At 66.2% G+C, this 15,542-nt stretch carries 13 protein-coding genes and 1 tRNA gene; 7 read left to right on the top strand and 7 right to left on the bottom strand.

Annotation, left to right across the window (positions count from 1 at the left end):
* Positions 1-382: 382 nt before the first annotated feature.
* A complete protein-coding gene (locus ABZW96_RS32485) occupies positions 383-1,984 on the top strand; it encodes an LCP family protein (protein WP_355079997.1) in 1,602 nt (533 codons plus the stop codon).
* Positions 1,985-2,189: 205 nt separating this feature from the next.
* The gene (locus ABZW96_RS32480; protein WP_355079995.1) at positions 2,190-3,413 is read left to right on the top strand and encodes an FAD-dependent monooxygenase; all 1,224 of its coding nucleotides are present in this window, start codon (positions 2,190-2,192) and stop codon (positions 3,411-3,413) included.
* A gap of 189 nt (positions 3,414-3,602) precedes the next feature.
* Here ABZW96_RS32480 and ABZW96_RS32475 read toward each other — a convergent pair whose 3' ends face one another.
* Entirely contained in the window at positions 3,603-4,688 is a 1,086-nt protein-coding gene (locus ABZW96_RS32475; protein ID WP_355079993.1) for an acyl-CoA desaturase, read from the bottom strand.
* An 880-nt stretch (positions 4,689-5,568) separates the two neighbouring features.
* Between ABZW96_RS32475 and ABZW96_RS32470 the strand changes: the two genes are divergently transcribed.
* Complete coding sequence (locus ABZW96_RS32470) at positions 5,569-6,480, top strand: hypothetical protein (RefSeq protein ID WP_355079991.1); 912 nt, start codon at positions 5,569-5,571, stop codon at positions 6,478-6,480.
* Positions 6,481-6,760: 280 nt separating this feature from the next.
* On the opposite strand, the gene ABZW96_RS32465 is transcribed toward ABZW96_RS32470, so the two are convergent.
* On the bottom strand, positions 6,761-7,075 hold the full coding sequence (locus ABZW96_RS32465; protein WP_355079989.1) for a hypothetical protein: 315 nt from the start codon (positions 7,073-7,075) through the stop codon (positions 6,761-6,763).
* 9 nt (positions 7,076-7,084) lie between these two features.
* Positions 7,085-8,164, bottom strand: a complete 1,080-nt coding sequence (locus ABZW96_RS32460; RefSeq protein WP_355079987.1) for a zinc metalloprotease — start codon at positions 8,162-8,164, stop codon at positions 7,085-7,087.
* 499 nt (positions 8,165-8,663) lie between these two features.
* Between ABZW96_RS32460 and ABZW96_RS32455 the strand changes: the two genes are divergently transcribed.
* Positions 8,664-8,882, top strand: a complete 219-nt coding sequence (locus ABZW96_RS32455; RefSeq protein WP_355079985.1) for a hypothetical protein — start codon at positions 8,664-8,666, stop codon at positions 8,880-8,882.
* A 170-nt stretch (positions 8,883-9,052) separates the two neighbouring features.
* On the opposite strand, the gene ABZW96_RS32450 is transcribed toward ABZW96_RS32455, so the two are convergent.
* The 4 genes from ABZW96_RS32450 to ABZW96_RS32435 form a co-directional block, all read right to left on the bottom strand.
* A tRNA-Arg gene (locus ABZW96_RS32450) sits at positions 9,053-9,125 on the bottom strand.
* Between the two features lie 94 nt (positions 9,126-9,219).
* On the bottom strand, positions 9,220-10,047 hold the full coding sequence (locus ABZW96_RS32445) for a DUF1542 domain-containing protein (protein WP_355079983.1): 828 nt from the start codon (positions 10,045-10,047) through the stop codon (positions 9,220-9,222).
* Positions 10,048-10,105: 58 nt separating this feature from the next.
* Positions 10,106-11,593, bottom strand: a complete 1,488-nt coding sequence (locus ABZW96_RS32440; RefSeq protein WP_355079981.1) for an NAD(P)/FAD-dependent oxidoreductase — start codon at positions 11,591-11,593, stop codon at positions 10,106-10,108.
* Between the two features lie 80 nt (positions 11,594-11,673).
* Positions 11,674-12,816: an acyl-CoA dehydrogenase family protein gene (locus ABZW96_RS32435; RefSeq protein ID WP_355079979.1), complete on the bottom strand. Its 1,143-nt coding sequence runs from the start codon at positions 12,814-12,816 to the stop codon at positions 11,674-11,676.
* A gap of 527 nt (positions 12,817-13,343) precedes the next feature.
* Here ABZW96_RS32435 and ABZW96_RS32430 point away from each other — a divergent pair.
* The 3 genes from ABZW96_RS32430 to ABZW96_RS32420 all read left to right on the top strand — a co-directional run bounded on the left by ABZW96_RS32430 (position 13,344) and on the right by ABZW96_RS32420 (position 15,499).
* Positions 13,344-13,736: a metalloregulator ArsR/SmtB family transcription factor gene (locus ABZW96_RS32430; protein ID WP_355079977.1), complete on the top strand. Its 393-nt coding sequence runs from the start codon at positions 13,344-13,346 to the stop codon at positions 13,734-13,736.
* Positions 13,733-14,764, top strand: a complete 1,032-nt coding sequence (locus ABZW96_RS32425) for a cation diffusion facilitator family transporter (RefSeq protein ID WP_355079975.1) — start codon at positions 13,733-13,735, stop codon at positions 14,762-14,764. The genes ABZW96_RS32430 and ABZW96_RS32425 overlap by 4 nt, the downstream gene beginning before the upstream one ends.
* A gap of 132 nt (positions 14,765-14,896) precedes the next feature.
* Entirely contained in the window at positions 14,897-15,499 is a 603-nt protein-coding gene (locus ABZW96_RS32420) for a serine hydrolase domain-containing protein (protein WP_355079973.1), read from the top strand.
* Positions 15,500-15,542 lie beyond the last annotated feature (43 nt).

The raw sequence follows: 15,542 nt of genomic DNA, 5'->3' as shown, positions 1-15,542 counted from the left end.
GTGGCGCCCCGACCTCTCGTCAACCCGGGCGAACCTGGGACCTCGCCGCATTGCGGCTATCGAACCACCTCGAACTGTCGGCGCATGCCGACCGGCGCGGCCTGTCGTCGATCATCACCGAGATCGGCGCGCGTGACGTGATGCCGCGCCCACGGATTTCGCTACCGCGTACCCGATCGGGTGCTTGCTCGGCGTGTATTCGGCACAGACATCGGGCAGGATATTTCTAACCTGGTGAAGTGCTATCGGTGGTTTCTGCGCGGCACTGTGACGTGAGGCTTGACGGCGAATGAGTGACGAAACGGAACCGATTCCGGTCGTGGTTCCCCGGTCAGGTGGTCGTCATGCTCGGCCGGAAACGCCTGTCGAAGGGGTTCGCGCGGTGTCCGCGGAGGCGACCGACCCTGCCGAGGGCCCCACCGACCGGTATGTGCCGGTGCGGCCCACCCGCCGCGATCGGACCGCGCAGTCGTCGTGGCAGGCCAGGGTCGCACGGACCGCCCTTCGCCTGGTCGTTGCCGCTACCTCGGTGGTCGTCGTATCGGGCACCGGATTCGCCTACTACACCGAGCGCGCCGTCGATGACGGGTTCGCCCGGTCCGGGGCGATCAGTTCCGAAGACGCCGCCGCGCTCGACGGCGACATGAACATCCTGCTCATCGGACTGGACACCCGCAAAGACCGCAACGGCAACGACCTACCCAAAGAAATCTTGGACCGGTTGCACGCCGGCGACGGCAGCGAGGGCGGCTACAACGCCAATTCCCTCATCCTGGTACACATTCCGAAGGATCTGAAGAAGATCACCGCCTTCTCCATCCCGCGCGACGACTACGTCGCGGTCACCGGGATCCCCGGCTACGACCACGCCAAGATCAAGGAAGCCTACGGACTGAAGAAGGTGGCGGTCGAGCAGAAGCTCGCCAACCAGGGCGTCAAAGACAAGGTCGAACTGGAACGCCAGGGCCGCGAGGCCGGCCGCGAATCCATCGTGCAGACCGTGAAGGCACTGACGGGAGTACCGATCAACCGGTTCGCCGAGGTCTCCCTCGTCGGCTTCTACGACCTGGCCGCCATTCTCGGCGGCGTCGATGTCTGTCTCAATCACGCCGTCGACGACGAGTACTACTCCGGCGCGGTGTTCCCGGCCGGACCTCAGCACCTCGATGCCGCCGACGCGCTGTCGTTCGTCCGGCAACGTCACGAACTCGACAACGGCGACCTCGACAGGACCCACCGCCAGCAGGCGTTCCTCACCTCGGTCGCCAAACAACTCGCGGAGTCCGGCACGCTCACCAACATCGGCAAACTGCAGCAATTGATCAACGCCGCACAGAACGATGTGGTGCTCTCCCAAGGCTGGAACGTGCTCGACTTCGCGCAGACCATGGGAAAGGCGGGTTCGATTCCGATCGAATTCCAGACCTTGCCGGTGCAGGGCTACCGGACCATCGACGGCCAAGACGTGAACATCATCGATCCGGCCGCCATCAAAAAGACGGTGCGCACGGCGTTCGGCGTGCAGGCAGCCACGCCCACCGCACTCGCGACCACACCCACCAGTACCGTCGACGTCGTCAACGCGGGCGGACCGGCAGGTATGGCCGCCAAAGTGTCGACAGTGTTGGCCGACAAGGGATTCGGCAAAGGAAACATCGGCAACGCCGCCTCCACCGATGGTTCCGGCTCGGTCGTCTATTACGGCACAGGCGCCGACACCGACGCCACCCAGGCCGCGAACTTGCTCGGCGGGCTACCGACAGCCGCGTCCAAGAATATCGACCCCGGCCACATCGAGATCGTGATCGGCAGCGACTTCACCATGCCCGACGAATTGAGTGCGGGCACATCGACGAGCTCCACCACACCGACCGGCACAGCCTCGCCCACCGGTGCCCCCACCTCCAAACCCGCCGACGCGGCGCCCGACTCCGGTAAACCCGTCACCACCAGCATCGGATCCAACATCCCCTGCGTCGACTGAGGTTGCCGCCGTGGACGCCTCCGGCCCGGCCTGGTCGGTGCGGCATCGGGCAGACGAGTGTGGTGTTCGCAGGAGCGTGGACACGATCTCGGCTGCACCGATGAATTTCTTGTGGATCCGTCGTCGATACCTGTGGATACACCGACAGCGGTGGGTCAGAGCAATCGATCCGGACAGTGATCCGGCCGGGTGAGCGGGAGGCGCAGTGAGCGGTACCAGGGTATTGGTGGCGGGGGCGAGTATCGCGGGGCCGGCGCTGGCCCACTGGCTGCGCCGGCGAGGGGCCGAGGTGACCGTGGTGGAGCGGGCCCCCGAACTGCGTCCCGGTGGGCAGGCGGTGGACGCGCGTGGGGTGACCAAGGAGGTCATCCGGCGGATGGGGCTGGACGCGGCGGTGCGCGCGGCCCGCACTGAGACGGCCGGCGCGTACACCGTGGACGGGAACGGGAACGTGCTGGAGACCTATCGCGCGGACGACGATGGCGGCGACGGGTACATCTCGGAGATCGAGATCCTGCGCGGGGACCTGTCCCAGGTGCTCTACGACGACACCCGTGACGGTGTCGAGTACGTCTTCGGTGATCGGATCGCCGAGCTCACCCAGGACGCGGACGGGGTCGACGTGACCTTCGCGGGCGGCGACCGGCGGCGCTTCGAGCTGGTGGTCGGCGCGGACGGGCTGCACTCGGCGCTGCGAGCGATGGTCTTCGGGCCGCGCGAGCGGTTCGTCCGCCACCTCGGGCACGTGCTGGCTTTCTACAGCGTTCCCAACGAGTTCGGGCTGGACCGCTGGCTGATCGACTACCAAGAGTCCGGGCGCTCCGCCGGGCTGCGGCCCATCCAGGACGCCACCCGGGCGATGGCCATGTTTTCCTTCCCCTCGGGGGACTTCGATGTCGACTATCGCGACGTCGCGGCCCAGAAGCGCCTGCTGCGCGAGCGGATGGCCGGCATGGGCTGGTTGACCCCGCGCATCCTCGCGCACCTGGACGACACCCCGGACTTCTACCTCGACCAGGTCGCCCAGGTGGTGATGGACCGCTGGTCGAGCGGACGGGTGGTGCTCCTCGGGGACGCGGCGTTCAGCTCGTCGCCGATGTCCGGGCAGGGCACCGGGCTGGCCCTGGTAGGCGCCTACCTGCTGGCGGGAGAGCTGGCCGCCGCTGGGTGGGACCCGGAGGCCGGGTTCGCCGGCTATGAGGCGCGGATGCGCTCGTTCGTCGAGGCCAACCAGGAGATCGCCCAGTTGAACGCCCGCAGCCGCGACGTCCCCGGGCCGGACGCCGAGCCGAGCCCCGATTTCACCGGGGAGTGGTTCGCCGAGTTGGTCGAGCGCGCGATCAACGGCGTCGAGCTGCCCGACTACACCGGGGTGCCGGACTCCAGGGCCACGGCCGGGCCGCCGATCACTTTGTCGGCCAAGCCGTAGGTGTCACATAACGTGTCGAGAGGGACGACGCTTGGGTAGGCCACCGCCGGACTACGTCCGCGCATACCGCGCGGATCTGCACTGGTCAGCGTAGCCATCGGAAGACAACGGGCGTTGGGACTTTCGCCGGATGGCGGTGTAAAGCATCTGCCGGGTGCTTCCGGGGAGGGGGTGACGCCCAGCTTGTGTTCAACGATCCCGTTGTGACACTTCGGTACCCGGGTGTCGATCGGGGGTGCGTAGAGGAGCGCCGACATGGTGCAAGTGTCTCAGCGCCTCGCGGTAAGAGGAGATCAACCCGGTTTCGTGGTAGGGCACGCCGATTTCGGCGCAGTAGTCGCGGACGATCACCTGGGCATGACGCAGATTCGGCGTCGGCATGCTCGGGAACAAATGATGCTCGATCTGATAGTTGAGCCCGCCGAGGGCGAGGTCGGTCAACGCGCCACCTCGTACGTTGCGGGAGGTCAGCACCTGTCGACGGAGGTAGTCGAGGCGGTCGTCGCCGGTCGAGGTCGGCATGCCCTTGTGGTTCGGGGCGAAGATGCAGCCCATGTACAGGCCGAAGAGGCCTTGATGGACAGCGAGGAACGCGAAGGCTTTGTCGGCGGGCAGAACCGCGAACAGTGCGGTCAGGTAGGTGGCGAAGTGGACGAACAGGAGTGCGGCCTCCAATCCGCGGTGCTTCATCGATCGATTTCTGAGCGCACGTACGCCGGCCACATGGAGGTTCAGGCCCTCCAGCATCAGGAGGGGGAAGAACAGGAACGCCTGCGCCCTCCCGATGAGACGAGGCAGACCGCGACTGGACCGTGCTTGCTGCTGTGACCAGACCAGAATGTCGGGCGCGACATCGGGGTCGAGTTCCTCGTGGTTCGGATTGGCGTGATGCCGAGTGTGCTTGTCCTGCCACCAGCCGTAGCCCAGACCGATGCCGGCGTTGCCGACAACTCTTCCCACGAGCTCCGTCGGCTGCCGTAGCCGGAAAACCTGGCGATGTGCGACATCGTGCATGACCAGCGCGATCTGAGCGAACGTCACGGCCATGAACCCCGCGACCAGCAGCGTCCACCACGAATCGCCGATGAGGACGAACGCTGCCCAGCAGGCTGCGAACGCGACCCCGACGAGGCTTAGCCGGACGGCGTAGTAGACGGGACGCCGGTTCATCAGCCCCGCGTCGGAGATCCGGCGCAACAGACGGGCGTAGTCACCGTCGGCGCCGCGCCGCGGTGACCGTGGAGATGACTCGGGGACCAAGGCAGGTGTCGTCATAGATCTTCCTGAGAGCTGAGCCGGAGACGCCACCCCCATCCGTCGACGATGTCGGCCGGTCGATGTCGGAGCGGGGCGCGGATTTCGATACCCCGAAGCTATCGGCCGGATTCTCGTTACTCGTAACCCTCTGGTATGAGAGGGAATCGGACTGCGGTGTGATATTCGATGTCCACAGCTGCAGAGGCGGCCGGCCGGTTGTCGGCCGACACATCCGGGTCGCCGGACCGGACTCCCCTCATGCCGCTGATCGAGCGATGTGGACAGAACCGTTTCGTCGAATCTGTGGCGCTTGCACCGGGCAAAGCGACCGGCGCCCTCCGTCGCCAGCAAATATGTTGCAGTAGGGTTCCTGGGAGGTGCCGTCACTCGCTGTGATGTGGCCGGATGCGCTTCTTTGCCGAGGATCCGATTCGAATTCAAACCTGCACTGACGCAATGGTTCTGTGAAATACTCGTGCTGTTCTCCACTGTCCGAGGAGGGCTTGATGCGATCGGTATCGCAGCTATTTGCGGTCTGTTCCTGCTTGTTGATCGGTGGGCTGGCCGCGTGCGGGTCGCCCGATGCACCGACCACGGTTTCTCCGACCACAACCGCCCCGAAAGCTGATACGTCCAGCGCAGTGACCACCTCTCCCGACTCGGCGACTGCCAGCTCGATCCTTTCAGCTACTCCGTCCGTATCCCCCGAGACCGGGCGGGTGATCCCCTCAACCGTGTCAGTCTCCGTGGCGAGTAGCACGACCGGAGTCATCATCCCGACAACACCGCCCACAAACGTGCCACCGACGGTTCCGATTCTTCCGGGCAGACCGGGCACTGGAGTCGATATCACGACGACTGTGGCGCCTCACCCAGCGACGACCAGTGAGCCCCCTCGATGAGTGGGGACGATGCCGATTCGACTGGCCGGCACAGTCTTCGTCGAGCTCTGACCGCTGCGGGAGCCATCGCCTCGCAGGGCGCGGTTATCGCCGCAGTGCTCTACTACTTCGGCATGGTGTACACCCGCGCCTGGTACGGCTATTTCGGCGTGGATGTCGGGATGCTCGGTTTGTCCACCCCCGACTACGTCATCGGCAGCCTCACCAGTAGCTACTGGCCCGTGACCATCGTCTTGCTGGTCGTGCTCGCCTGCTACGCACTTCGGTCGGTTCCGCTTGCCGTTGCCGTACGCAGCCGACGACCCGTCGCCACGCTCCGGCGCTGGACGATGGCCATCTTGATCAGCGGCGCCATCCTGGCCACAGTCTTCGCGCTTCTGGTCATCGTCCGCGACTGGCTACCGCCGTGGCTCGGTTCATACATGCCGATCATGCTCATCGCGGCGGTCTCACTCCTCGGGTACGCCATCGCGCTGCGGGAAACCCATCCCCGCATTTTCAGCCGCCCCGGCGCCGGTCGCAGACGCACACAATCCACCCCATGGCTACCGATCCTGGCCTTGCTGGGCTTAGGTTTCCTCGGCTTCTCGTGGGCGGTGGGCTCCTACGCCCATCAGCGCGCCATTCGCGACGCCCGCCTCACCGTCGAGACCGGCTTCGGCGCACGTCCGGTCGTCCTGCTGCTCAGCGTCGATCGGCTCGCGATCGAAGGCGGCGGCTCCCAAGTTCTCCCGATCACCACACCCGGGGAGAAATACCGCTACGCCTACAGCGGGCTCCTACTACTGGCGCGCACTCCTGACCGCTTCTTCCTGATCCCGCACCAGTGGACGAAGGCCAACCACGACCGAGTATTCGTCATCAGCAACAACGACAACGTCCGCATCGACCTCGCACCCCACCCATAACAAAGGCCCTCCACGATTCGGGCACAGCACGCTAGTCCCTGATGCAGGCACACTCTCGATCCGTCGCCCACGCTGCATGCTCGCCCCGATATCTGACCGGTCCAACCTACCCGTCAGTCGCCGACGAACAGGAGATATCCGTTGGCGCGAAGCCGGCCGATAGCTTTGGGGTTTCGTTCCGAACCGCTGTCACGGTGCTCATCCCGATCCAGACGCCGCCACATCGAAGGTCAGCGAGACCCACAAGGGTTTCAGGTGGGGGATTGGTGATCGAAGCTGATTACCCGGTGTCCACCAGAAGGGCGTCCCCGACGCATTGCAGCGTACGTGTAGTGGGCTCCGCTGCGCCTTCGGCGGGAAAAGACATCGAGTAACGGCCGTCCCCGAGGTCACGCCAGGAGCCGGTCGTCGCCCGGGCCCGGTCATCGGCGCCGGGACGGTATTCGACGACGGTGCCGTCTTCTCCGAACTCGAGGCCGGACCGGCCACGTGACCGGGGAAACGGGAAGTCACGTGGCCGATAAATCGACACCGTGTCGGTGTCCTCCTCGTGGGAGTGCACCCATATTCCGAGGATGGGGATCGGTCCGGTCACCGGCAATCCTCACCGGGTCCCCGGCGCCGACCAGTGTGGCGCTCGGGCGAGGACGCCGTTGATCTCGTCGAGTAATGAACGCAACAACGCTACCTCGCCTTCGAGGTCGGCGACCGCACCCGCGCCGCCGGAGGAACTCGAATTCGTCGATGGCACGGAACGGGGTGCGGCCGCCTCGCCGCGTCCGGGCGTCGCCTCCGCGGCCATGGAGGACACCGCCGGTCGCAGATCCCCGGCCGGAGCGCGAGCGGCGACCAGGAACGAGGCCCTCGGCCCATCCAGGCACGCGTTCATCCGCAAGGATTGGCCGGTGGTGAACATGAACATCGCCGCGTCGTCGGTGTAGTCCATGTAGTTCATGAACATGTCGCCATTGGGGCCGTTGTTGCAGGAAATGTGCGGGAACTGGGGTTTGCCGAAGTTCTGGGTGGCCTGGTTGGGCGTGTCGTCGACCAGATCGCCACCGGAGCAGCCGCTTCCGTCATCGCCCCAGATATGGCGCAGACTCAGCCAGTGCCCGACTTCGTGCGTCGTGGTGCGCCCCAGGTGGAACGGCGCGGTGGCGGTTCCGATTGTGCCGAAGCAGGTTGTCGCGATGACGACGCCATCGGTGTCGACGGGACCGCCAGGGAATTGCGCGTAACCGAGAATCGAGTTTCCGGGCGCGGTCTGCGGATCGGCGCATACCCAGAGGTTGAGGTATTCGTCGCTCGGCCAGGGATCGGCGCCGCCGGTCGCGGTGGCTTTCACATCGTCGGCTTCGGCGCTGAAGAATGTCTTCGCGGTGGCGGTCCGGGTGATGCCGTCGGTCGCATTGCCATCAGGATCGGTTGTGGCCAAGGCGAATTGAATTCGACAGTCGGCGATACGATCGGTCCAGACGGTCGGCACGCCGACGCGGTCGAGATTGGTCGCCCGGAAGTCCTGGTTGAGCACCGTGATCTGGCTCTCGACCTGGGCCGCGCTGATGTTCTCGGCCGGGAACGCGGGATTATGGACGACGTGGACGACCACGGGGATCGTGATCGGACCGGTGCGCAGCGGTGCGCGCATACGGCCTTCGTAGGCGAGCGCGCGGTTCTCGAACATCGCCGAACGCTGTCGGTAGCTTTCGCTCTGTTGGAGCAGTTTATGGTGAACTGCCATGGTGCCGCACAATTCGCGGCTTCGTGCACCAGGTGTAGGAAGATCGGCCATCACATATCCTTTCGCGAATCAGTCGGATGAAATCGCTCGGTAAGGATGCTTCGCCGATTCTGCGGCCGTGACACGAGTAGCGACTACCTGCATCCGACCTCGCGCGGCTAAAGTCCGTACAACTTTGAAATATGTGGAAGATCGGTGACGACCCCGCCGCACAGCGGTGGAGTAACAGCTCGCGCCGGTCGGCACCGGACCGCACATGACGAGGTTCGCGAACGGATCCAGCGATCACCCCGCCCCGCGTCCCGATGAGTATCGCCGTGTAGGAACCCGTAGTCGACTACTCGTGAGACGACGACATCCGAGGCGAAGACTCGGGGAATCGGATCGTCGGTTGCGGGGCGATTTCGCAGGCAAAGAACGTTTACGCGAAATGGAGGAAATCATGACCGCAGGCATGGATTCGGCAGTCGTTCACACGGCGAACGAGGCAGCCGATATCAAGAAACAGGATCTGCTCGATCAGACTTCGTGGGTAGCGCATTTGTGGGCCGACGTCCCCGCGGCCATCAGCTACGCGAACTCGCCGCCGCTCTCGCAGGCGGGCACCATCGTCTTCAATATCCGGGACAACGGCCAGGTGTGGACGTACGACCTGCACTGACTCGCGTCACCGGTGAATCGTGGATCCGGTTTCACACTTGCGGGCTGCCGTGTGACTGGCATGAGTCGCCCGGCTTGGTATGCGAAGTGGCGTCGGAATCGTCGGCGGGGTCGTCGCCGGTGGTGATGATGATCCCGAAATAGCCATGGCGCGGTGCGGAAAAATGATAGTGCCCTCGGCAGGATTCGAACCTGCGACACCCGCTTTAGGAGAGCGGTGCTCTATCCCCTGAGCTACGAAGGCTGGGTGGGCTCGAGGCCCGCCCGGGACGTTCGCAGTCTACCGGGTAACGGGCTCGGAGGCCGCATCGCTGTCGTATGGGCGTTGGTGGACGGGATCAGAAGCCCCCGTCGAATCCTCCGCCGTCGAAGCCTCCGCCGTCGTAGCCGCCTCCGTCGAACCCGCCGTTGTCGTAGCCGCCGGAGTAGTCCCCGCCCTGGTCGTAGCCGCCGGGGTAGTCGCCGCCTTGGTCGTAGTCCCCGCCCTGGCCGCCATCCGCGGCCAGTCCGTCTTGGAACCCTTCGCCGTAGCCGCTCTCGAAGCCGTGCGCGTCGTAGCCCACTCCGGACATCCCGGAGAACAGGGAGGTGAACAGCAGGGCCGAGCCGAGGCCCCAGGCGCCTGCGACCATGGCGGGTTTCCACCAGGGTTCGGAGTACCACCCAGCGGGTACCGGTCGTCCGGCCACTCGGCCGCCGGGGTAGTAATTCGGTGTCGATGACGAGGGTTCGGGGGCGGCCTTTATCTGCCTGCCCTCGTACTCGACGACGCGCTTCTCGGTCACCTGCCCCGCGGCGTCCTGGCCGTCGAGTCCGGGGATCGCGGGGCCCGGGTCCATGTTCATCGCGGTCCGTGCGGCCCTGATGTAGTAGAGCCCTTCCAGCGCGGTCTGCTTCGCCAGCCGTGCCTGCGTGGGCGTGCGCGCCTGGTCGAGTTGCGCGCCGGCCGCGAGATGCCGCTCGGAGGCGTCGGCGAGTGCCTGGACTGCCGCGTCGTTGCTGCCGGAGAGGCTGTAGACCTGGCCGCCGAGCCGTTCGTTCACTTGCCTGGCGTCGGCGAGAGCGTCGGCCAACTCGGTAGCTTTACGCTGTTCGCTCTGTTGTGACTGCCATATCAGCAAGACGATCAGCGCGCCGAGTATCAAGGCGATAAGCAGCCAAAACATGGGCACCTCTTCCGCGGGATCTCGGACAAGGCCAGTTTACTGTCGGCTTGCTGAGGTCTCACTGAGTGTGCGGGTCACGGCGTCGCGGCGGGTGCTTGCGCCTCGTCGTAGTCGGCGGGGTCGAAGTCTTGGTCTTCCAGCGGTACAGCAGGGTCGCGCCGGGCCAGTTGTTGGTGATCCGGCCGGAGGCGTTGCGGTACCAGCTGGAGCAGAAGTTCCAGGGGGTGTCTTTCAAGCGCTTCTGCAACCAGTCGTCCCAGCGCTGCTCGGCGGCGGGGCGGGCGGCGAGGTAGCGGCCGGGACGATCGGTCAGGTACTGCACGACCTGGCGGATGTAGCGGGCCTGGGATTCGAGCATGTAGATGATGGAGCCGGAGCCGACGTTGGTGTTCGGGCCGTACATCATGAACAGGTTGGGGAACTGGGGCACCGAGAGTCCGAGGTAGGCGCGGGCGCCTTCGTCGCCCCAGACGTCGGCCAGTTTGCGTCCGCCGAGGCCGTAGATGTTCATCGGGGCAAGGAACTCGGTGCCCTTGAAGCCGGTACCGAAGATGATGACGTCCACGTCGTGCTCGACGCCGTCGGCGGTGCGGATTCCGGTCGGCGTGATCGACTCGATGGCAGTGGTCTCCACGGTGACGTTCGGCTGCGCCAGCGCGGGGAAGTACTCGTTGGAAAACAGTCCGCGCTTGCACCCCGCCGCGTAATCGGGAGTCAGTTTCGCGCGCAGTTCGGCGTCGGGCACTTGCTTTTCCCGGTGCCGGTCGGCCAATGCGATCACGGGGGTCTTGATCGCCGGGATGTCGGTCAGGCCGAGGGCGAGCGCCTCGAAGAAGGACCAGATGGCGAAGCGCTCGGCGAGGCGGCTGGGCGGAAAGTATTTGAACAGTGCGTGATGCAGAGCGCTGTACTCGACGTCGGCCTTCGGCAGCACCCAGGCGGCGGAGCGCTGGAACAGCGTGAGGTGACCCGCGGTCGGCTGAATGCGCGGGATGTATTGGATCGCGCTGGCACCGGTGCCGATGCAGGCGATGCGCTTGCCGGTCAGGTCGACATCGTGATCCCACTCGGCGGAGTGGAACGCCGGACCGGTGAAGGTTTCGATGCCAGGGATGTTCGGCAGGGCCGGGCGCGAAAGCTGGCCGACCGCCGGGACGAGGATGTCGGCGGTCAGTTGCGCTCCGTCGGCCGTGCGGACGGTCCACTGGCCGGTGCGCTCGTCGAACTCCGCGTCGGTGACCTCGGTGCCGAAACGGATGAAGCGTCGCAGGCCGTGCCGGTCGGCGACGCCCTGCATGTACTCGTGGATGTCGCGTTGTTCGGAGAAACGCCGTGGCCAGTCGGACTTCGGCTCGTAGGACCACGAGTACAGCGGGGAAGGCACGTCGCAGGCCGCGCCGGGATAGGTGTTCTCCCGCCAGACGCCGCCGAGATCGGTGGCGCGCTCCAGAATCGTGAAGGTGTCCAGCCCGGCCCGCCGCAGCTCCAGCGCGATGCCGAGCCCACCGAATCCGGCGCCGATGATGATGATGGACGGCGTCGTCATCCATACAGAGTACGAGCCGGTATCCGCAGGTCCGAAGACATCCGCGGTCATTGAATCGGCATTTCCGGCCAGCGAGGGCGTCAGTTCCCGGCGAGTTGGCGTGCGATGACCAGACGCTGAATCTGGTTGGTGCCCTCGAAGATCTGCATCACCTTGGCCTCGCGCATGTAGCGCTCGACCGGGAAATCCTGGGTGTAGCCGTAGCCGCCGAACACCTGGACCGCGTCGGTGGTGACCTTCATGGCGGCGTCGGTGGCGACGAGCTTGGCCACGCTGGCCTGGCGCGAGTACGGCAGGCCCGCGTCGCGACGGCGGGCGGCGTCGAGGTAGGTGGCGCGGGCGGAGTCCACGGCGGCGGCCATGTCGGCGAGCACGAAGCCGAGCCCCTGGTGGTCGATGATGTGGCGGCCGAACGCCTCGCGTTCCTTGGCGTACGCGACGGCCTCGTCGAGGGCGCGCTGCGCCAGGCCGGTGGCGACCGCGGCGATGCCGAGACGGCCGGAATCCAAGGCGCTGAAGGCGATCGAGAGTCCCTGTCCCTCGGCGCCGACGCGACGTTCGGCGGGCAGGAACGCGTCGTCATAGGCGGCGGTGGTGGTCGGCACGGCGCGCAAGCCCATCTTCTCCTCGGGCTTGCCGAAGCTGAGCCCCTCGGTATCACCGGGGACCAGGAAGCAGGAGATGCCGCGGGAACCTTCGCCGGTGCGGGCGAACAGGGTGTAGAAGTCGGCGCGTCCACCGTTGGTGATCCAGGCTTTGGCGCCGGTGATCCGGTAGCCGCCCGCCACGGGGGTGGCGCGGCAGCGCAGCGCGGCCGCGTCGGAACCGGCGTGCGGTTCGGACAGGCTGTAGGCGCCGATGGTCTCGCCGGAGAGCATGTCGGCCAGCCAGCGTTCCTTCTGTTCCTCGGTGCCGAAGGCGAACAACGGATGGCAGGACAGGCTGTGCACGCTGACGGCCACGGCGACGGCGGCCCACCGGGCGGCGAGTTCCTCGAGCACCTGGAGGTACACCTCGTAGGGCTGCGCGCCGCCGCCGTATTCCTCCGGATACGGCAGGCTGAGCAGCCCTGCGGCGCCCAGCGCGGGGAAGACGCCATCGGGAAAGATCCCGGTCTTCTCGCACTCGGCCACGCGCGGTTCGAGCACCTTGTCGGCGATGTCGCGGGTCAGCTCCAGCAGGTCCCTGGCCTCGGAGGTGGGCAGCATTCGGTCCACTGGCATGTCGTCTACTCCACGGTCGCTCGGTGCGTCTCTCGTGATTCACAGTAACCGGGCGTGTCCGGCGGCTCCTTCACGTCGGAAGGCGGTCGCGGCGAATCCAGGGTGCGGCACGGCGGGACATTCCGGTCCGGACACGATTGCGGCGGATACGACGAGTTCGGTGCAGAATATTCCGACCGGAGCGGCACCTGGTGGCCGAGTGCGAACTGTTTGCAGGACGCTCCTTCTGCACGTGCAATTGTGTGTACAGGTGCGCGTGAACGTCGCTGCGACGCCGGGGTATTCGTGCTGGTAACCGTCGTTGTGCGCGAGGCATGTCCACATCGCGGGAAGGGCGTGCCGATCGGTTTGTCTCAGTCGGGTGATATCGCTTCGCTCGCCTGGCGCACTGACGCCACACTCGACTAAGACAGAAGACTGTCGGGATCCGGGGTCGACCGGTGTGTCGGCGGCAACGCAGGGGGTGCCGCCGCCACACCGGCCCGGAGCGCTGGTGTCGGCGGCTTCGTCTGTTCTAATATCTGCGTATGAATGCAGATAACCAGGAATGGCGGCCGCGTCTCGCGGAGGATCAGGTCGGACTGGTTGTCGAGGTGTTCCGCATGCTCGCCGACCCCACCCGCGTGCAAGTGCTCTGGGCGCTGGTCGACCGCGAACTGTCGGTGAACGACCTGGCCGGACAGGTCGGCAAGCCGGCGCCTTCGGTGTCCCAGCATCTGGCCAAATTGCGCATGGCGCGGTTGGTGAACACCCGCCGATCGGGGACGACGATCTTCTATCGCCTGGAGAACGAGCACGTCCGGCAACTGGTGGTGGACGCGGTGTACAACGCCGAGCACGCGGGCCCAGGCGTTCCCGCGCATCATCGTGGCGCGAGCGCGCTGCGTGAACTCCCCGGCCGAGACGAGGCGAGCGCATGACCCATCGGCATCACCACCACCACCACGACGGACACCATCATCACCGGCATCCTTCGGGACCGTTCGCGGTGCTGCGGGAGATCTTCGTCCCGCACAGCCACGACGCCGCCGACAGCATGGATGACGCGCTGGAGGCCAGCGCGATCGGCATCCGGGCGGTCAAGATCAGCCTGGTCGTGCTCGGATGCACCGCGGTGCTGCAACTGGGCATCGTCGCTGTGTCCGGCTCGGTGGCGCTGGCCGCGGATACCGTGCACAACTTCTCCGACGCGCTGACCGCGGTTCCGCTGTGGATCGCGTTCGCCCTCGGCCGCAAGGCCGCGACCCGGCGCTACACCTATGGCTTCGGCCGGGCGGAGGATCTGGCCGGGCTGTTCGTCGTCGCGATGATCGCCTTGTCGGCGCTGATCGCCGGATATGAGGCGGTGCGCAGGTTGCTCCATCCGGTGCCGATCGAGCATCTGGGCTGGGTCGCCGCGGCCGGGTTGGTCGGGTTCCTCGGCAACGAGACTGTCGCGCTGTACCGGATCCGCGTCGGCCGGCGGATCGGCTCGGCGGCACTGGTCGCCGATGGCTTGCACGCGCGCACCGACGGTTTCACCTCGCTGGCCGTGCTGCTCGGCGCGGGCGGAGTGGCACTCGGCTTCCCCCTCGCGGATCCGATCGTCGGGTTGCTCATCACCGCGGCGATCCTCGCGGTGCTGCGAACCGCGGCACGCGACGTGTTGCGCCGCTTGATGGACGCCGTCGAGCCCGGGATGGTCACCGCGGCCGAGCGGGCGCTGGCCGCCGAGCCCGGCGTGCAGGGCGTGCGCAGCCTGCGAATGCGGTGGATCGGTCACCGGCTGCACGCCGACGTCGAGTTGGACGTCGCCCCGACGATCACGCTCGCGGACGCGCACCGCGTCGCGCACGAGGCTCAGCACGCCCTGACCCATGTGGTGCCCAAGCTGGACACCGCTGTGGTGCATGCCTATCCGGCGCATACCGAAGTCGCGGTCTCCGGACCGGGTCGCGCGCCGAGCTGACCAGCGCAAACTGATGGCGTATGCCGTCGGATGGGTGGTCGCGGTTCTTGCTCCGCGGCCCCTGCCCACAGCGGCCTACCGTTGGGTAGCATCCCCGGTGTGATGTGGCTCATGGTCGATGCGTGCTGAACCATGACGCCGCGTGTACCGACTCTCCCTGAGCTGCCCGACCTGGGTCTACGCAGTCGCAAGCCGGAATATTTCGACATCGTCGCGTCGATTGGCGCGGAAGTGGATCCGCCCGAAGCCGGTCTTGCCCGCGACTATGCGGAGTATCTATGGCAGCGCGTGCGACCGGTTTATCGCAGCGGTGTGCACCCGGCCATCCAGTTGTGCGTGCGACGGTCCGAGCAAGTCGTTGTCGACCGGGCGCTGGGCCACGCGGACGGCGACGGCACCGACGCGCCGAATGTGCCGGTCGACATGACCACGCCGTTCGTCACCTACTCCGCGTCCGACTGCGTCACGGCATTCGCCGAGCGCCTGCACACCGAGCGCGAACTGCTGGAACCGCACGCGCCGATCGGCCGCCGCATTCCCGAATACGTCCGCCACGGCAAGGAATCCAGCACGATCGGGCAGGTGCTCGCGCATCGGTCCGGCGTGGCGAACCCGCCGGGGGAGACGCTCACCGTCGCGGACCCGGGAACTGCTGGTACGGAACCCGATGGTGGCCGAGACCGATGTGGCTTTCTGTGGGGAAGTCATCGATGGAAGAAGGAGTTCCGATGTTGAGCACTATGCAGGACGAGCCGTTGTCGTTGGCGACGTTGCTGCG

The sequence above is a fragment of the Nocardia sp. NPDC004168 genome (assembly GCF_040610355.1).
Taxonomy (GTDB): domain Bacteria; phylum Actinomycetota; class Actinomycetes; order Mycobacteriales; family Mycobacteriaceae; genus Nocardia; species Nocardia sichangensis.
The sequence above is the reverse complement of the archived record's forward strand: the minus strand, read 5'-3'. Positions and strand labels throughout refer to the sequence as shown.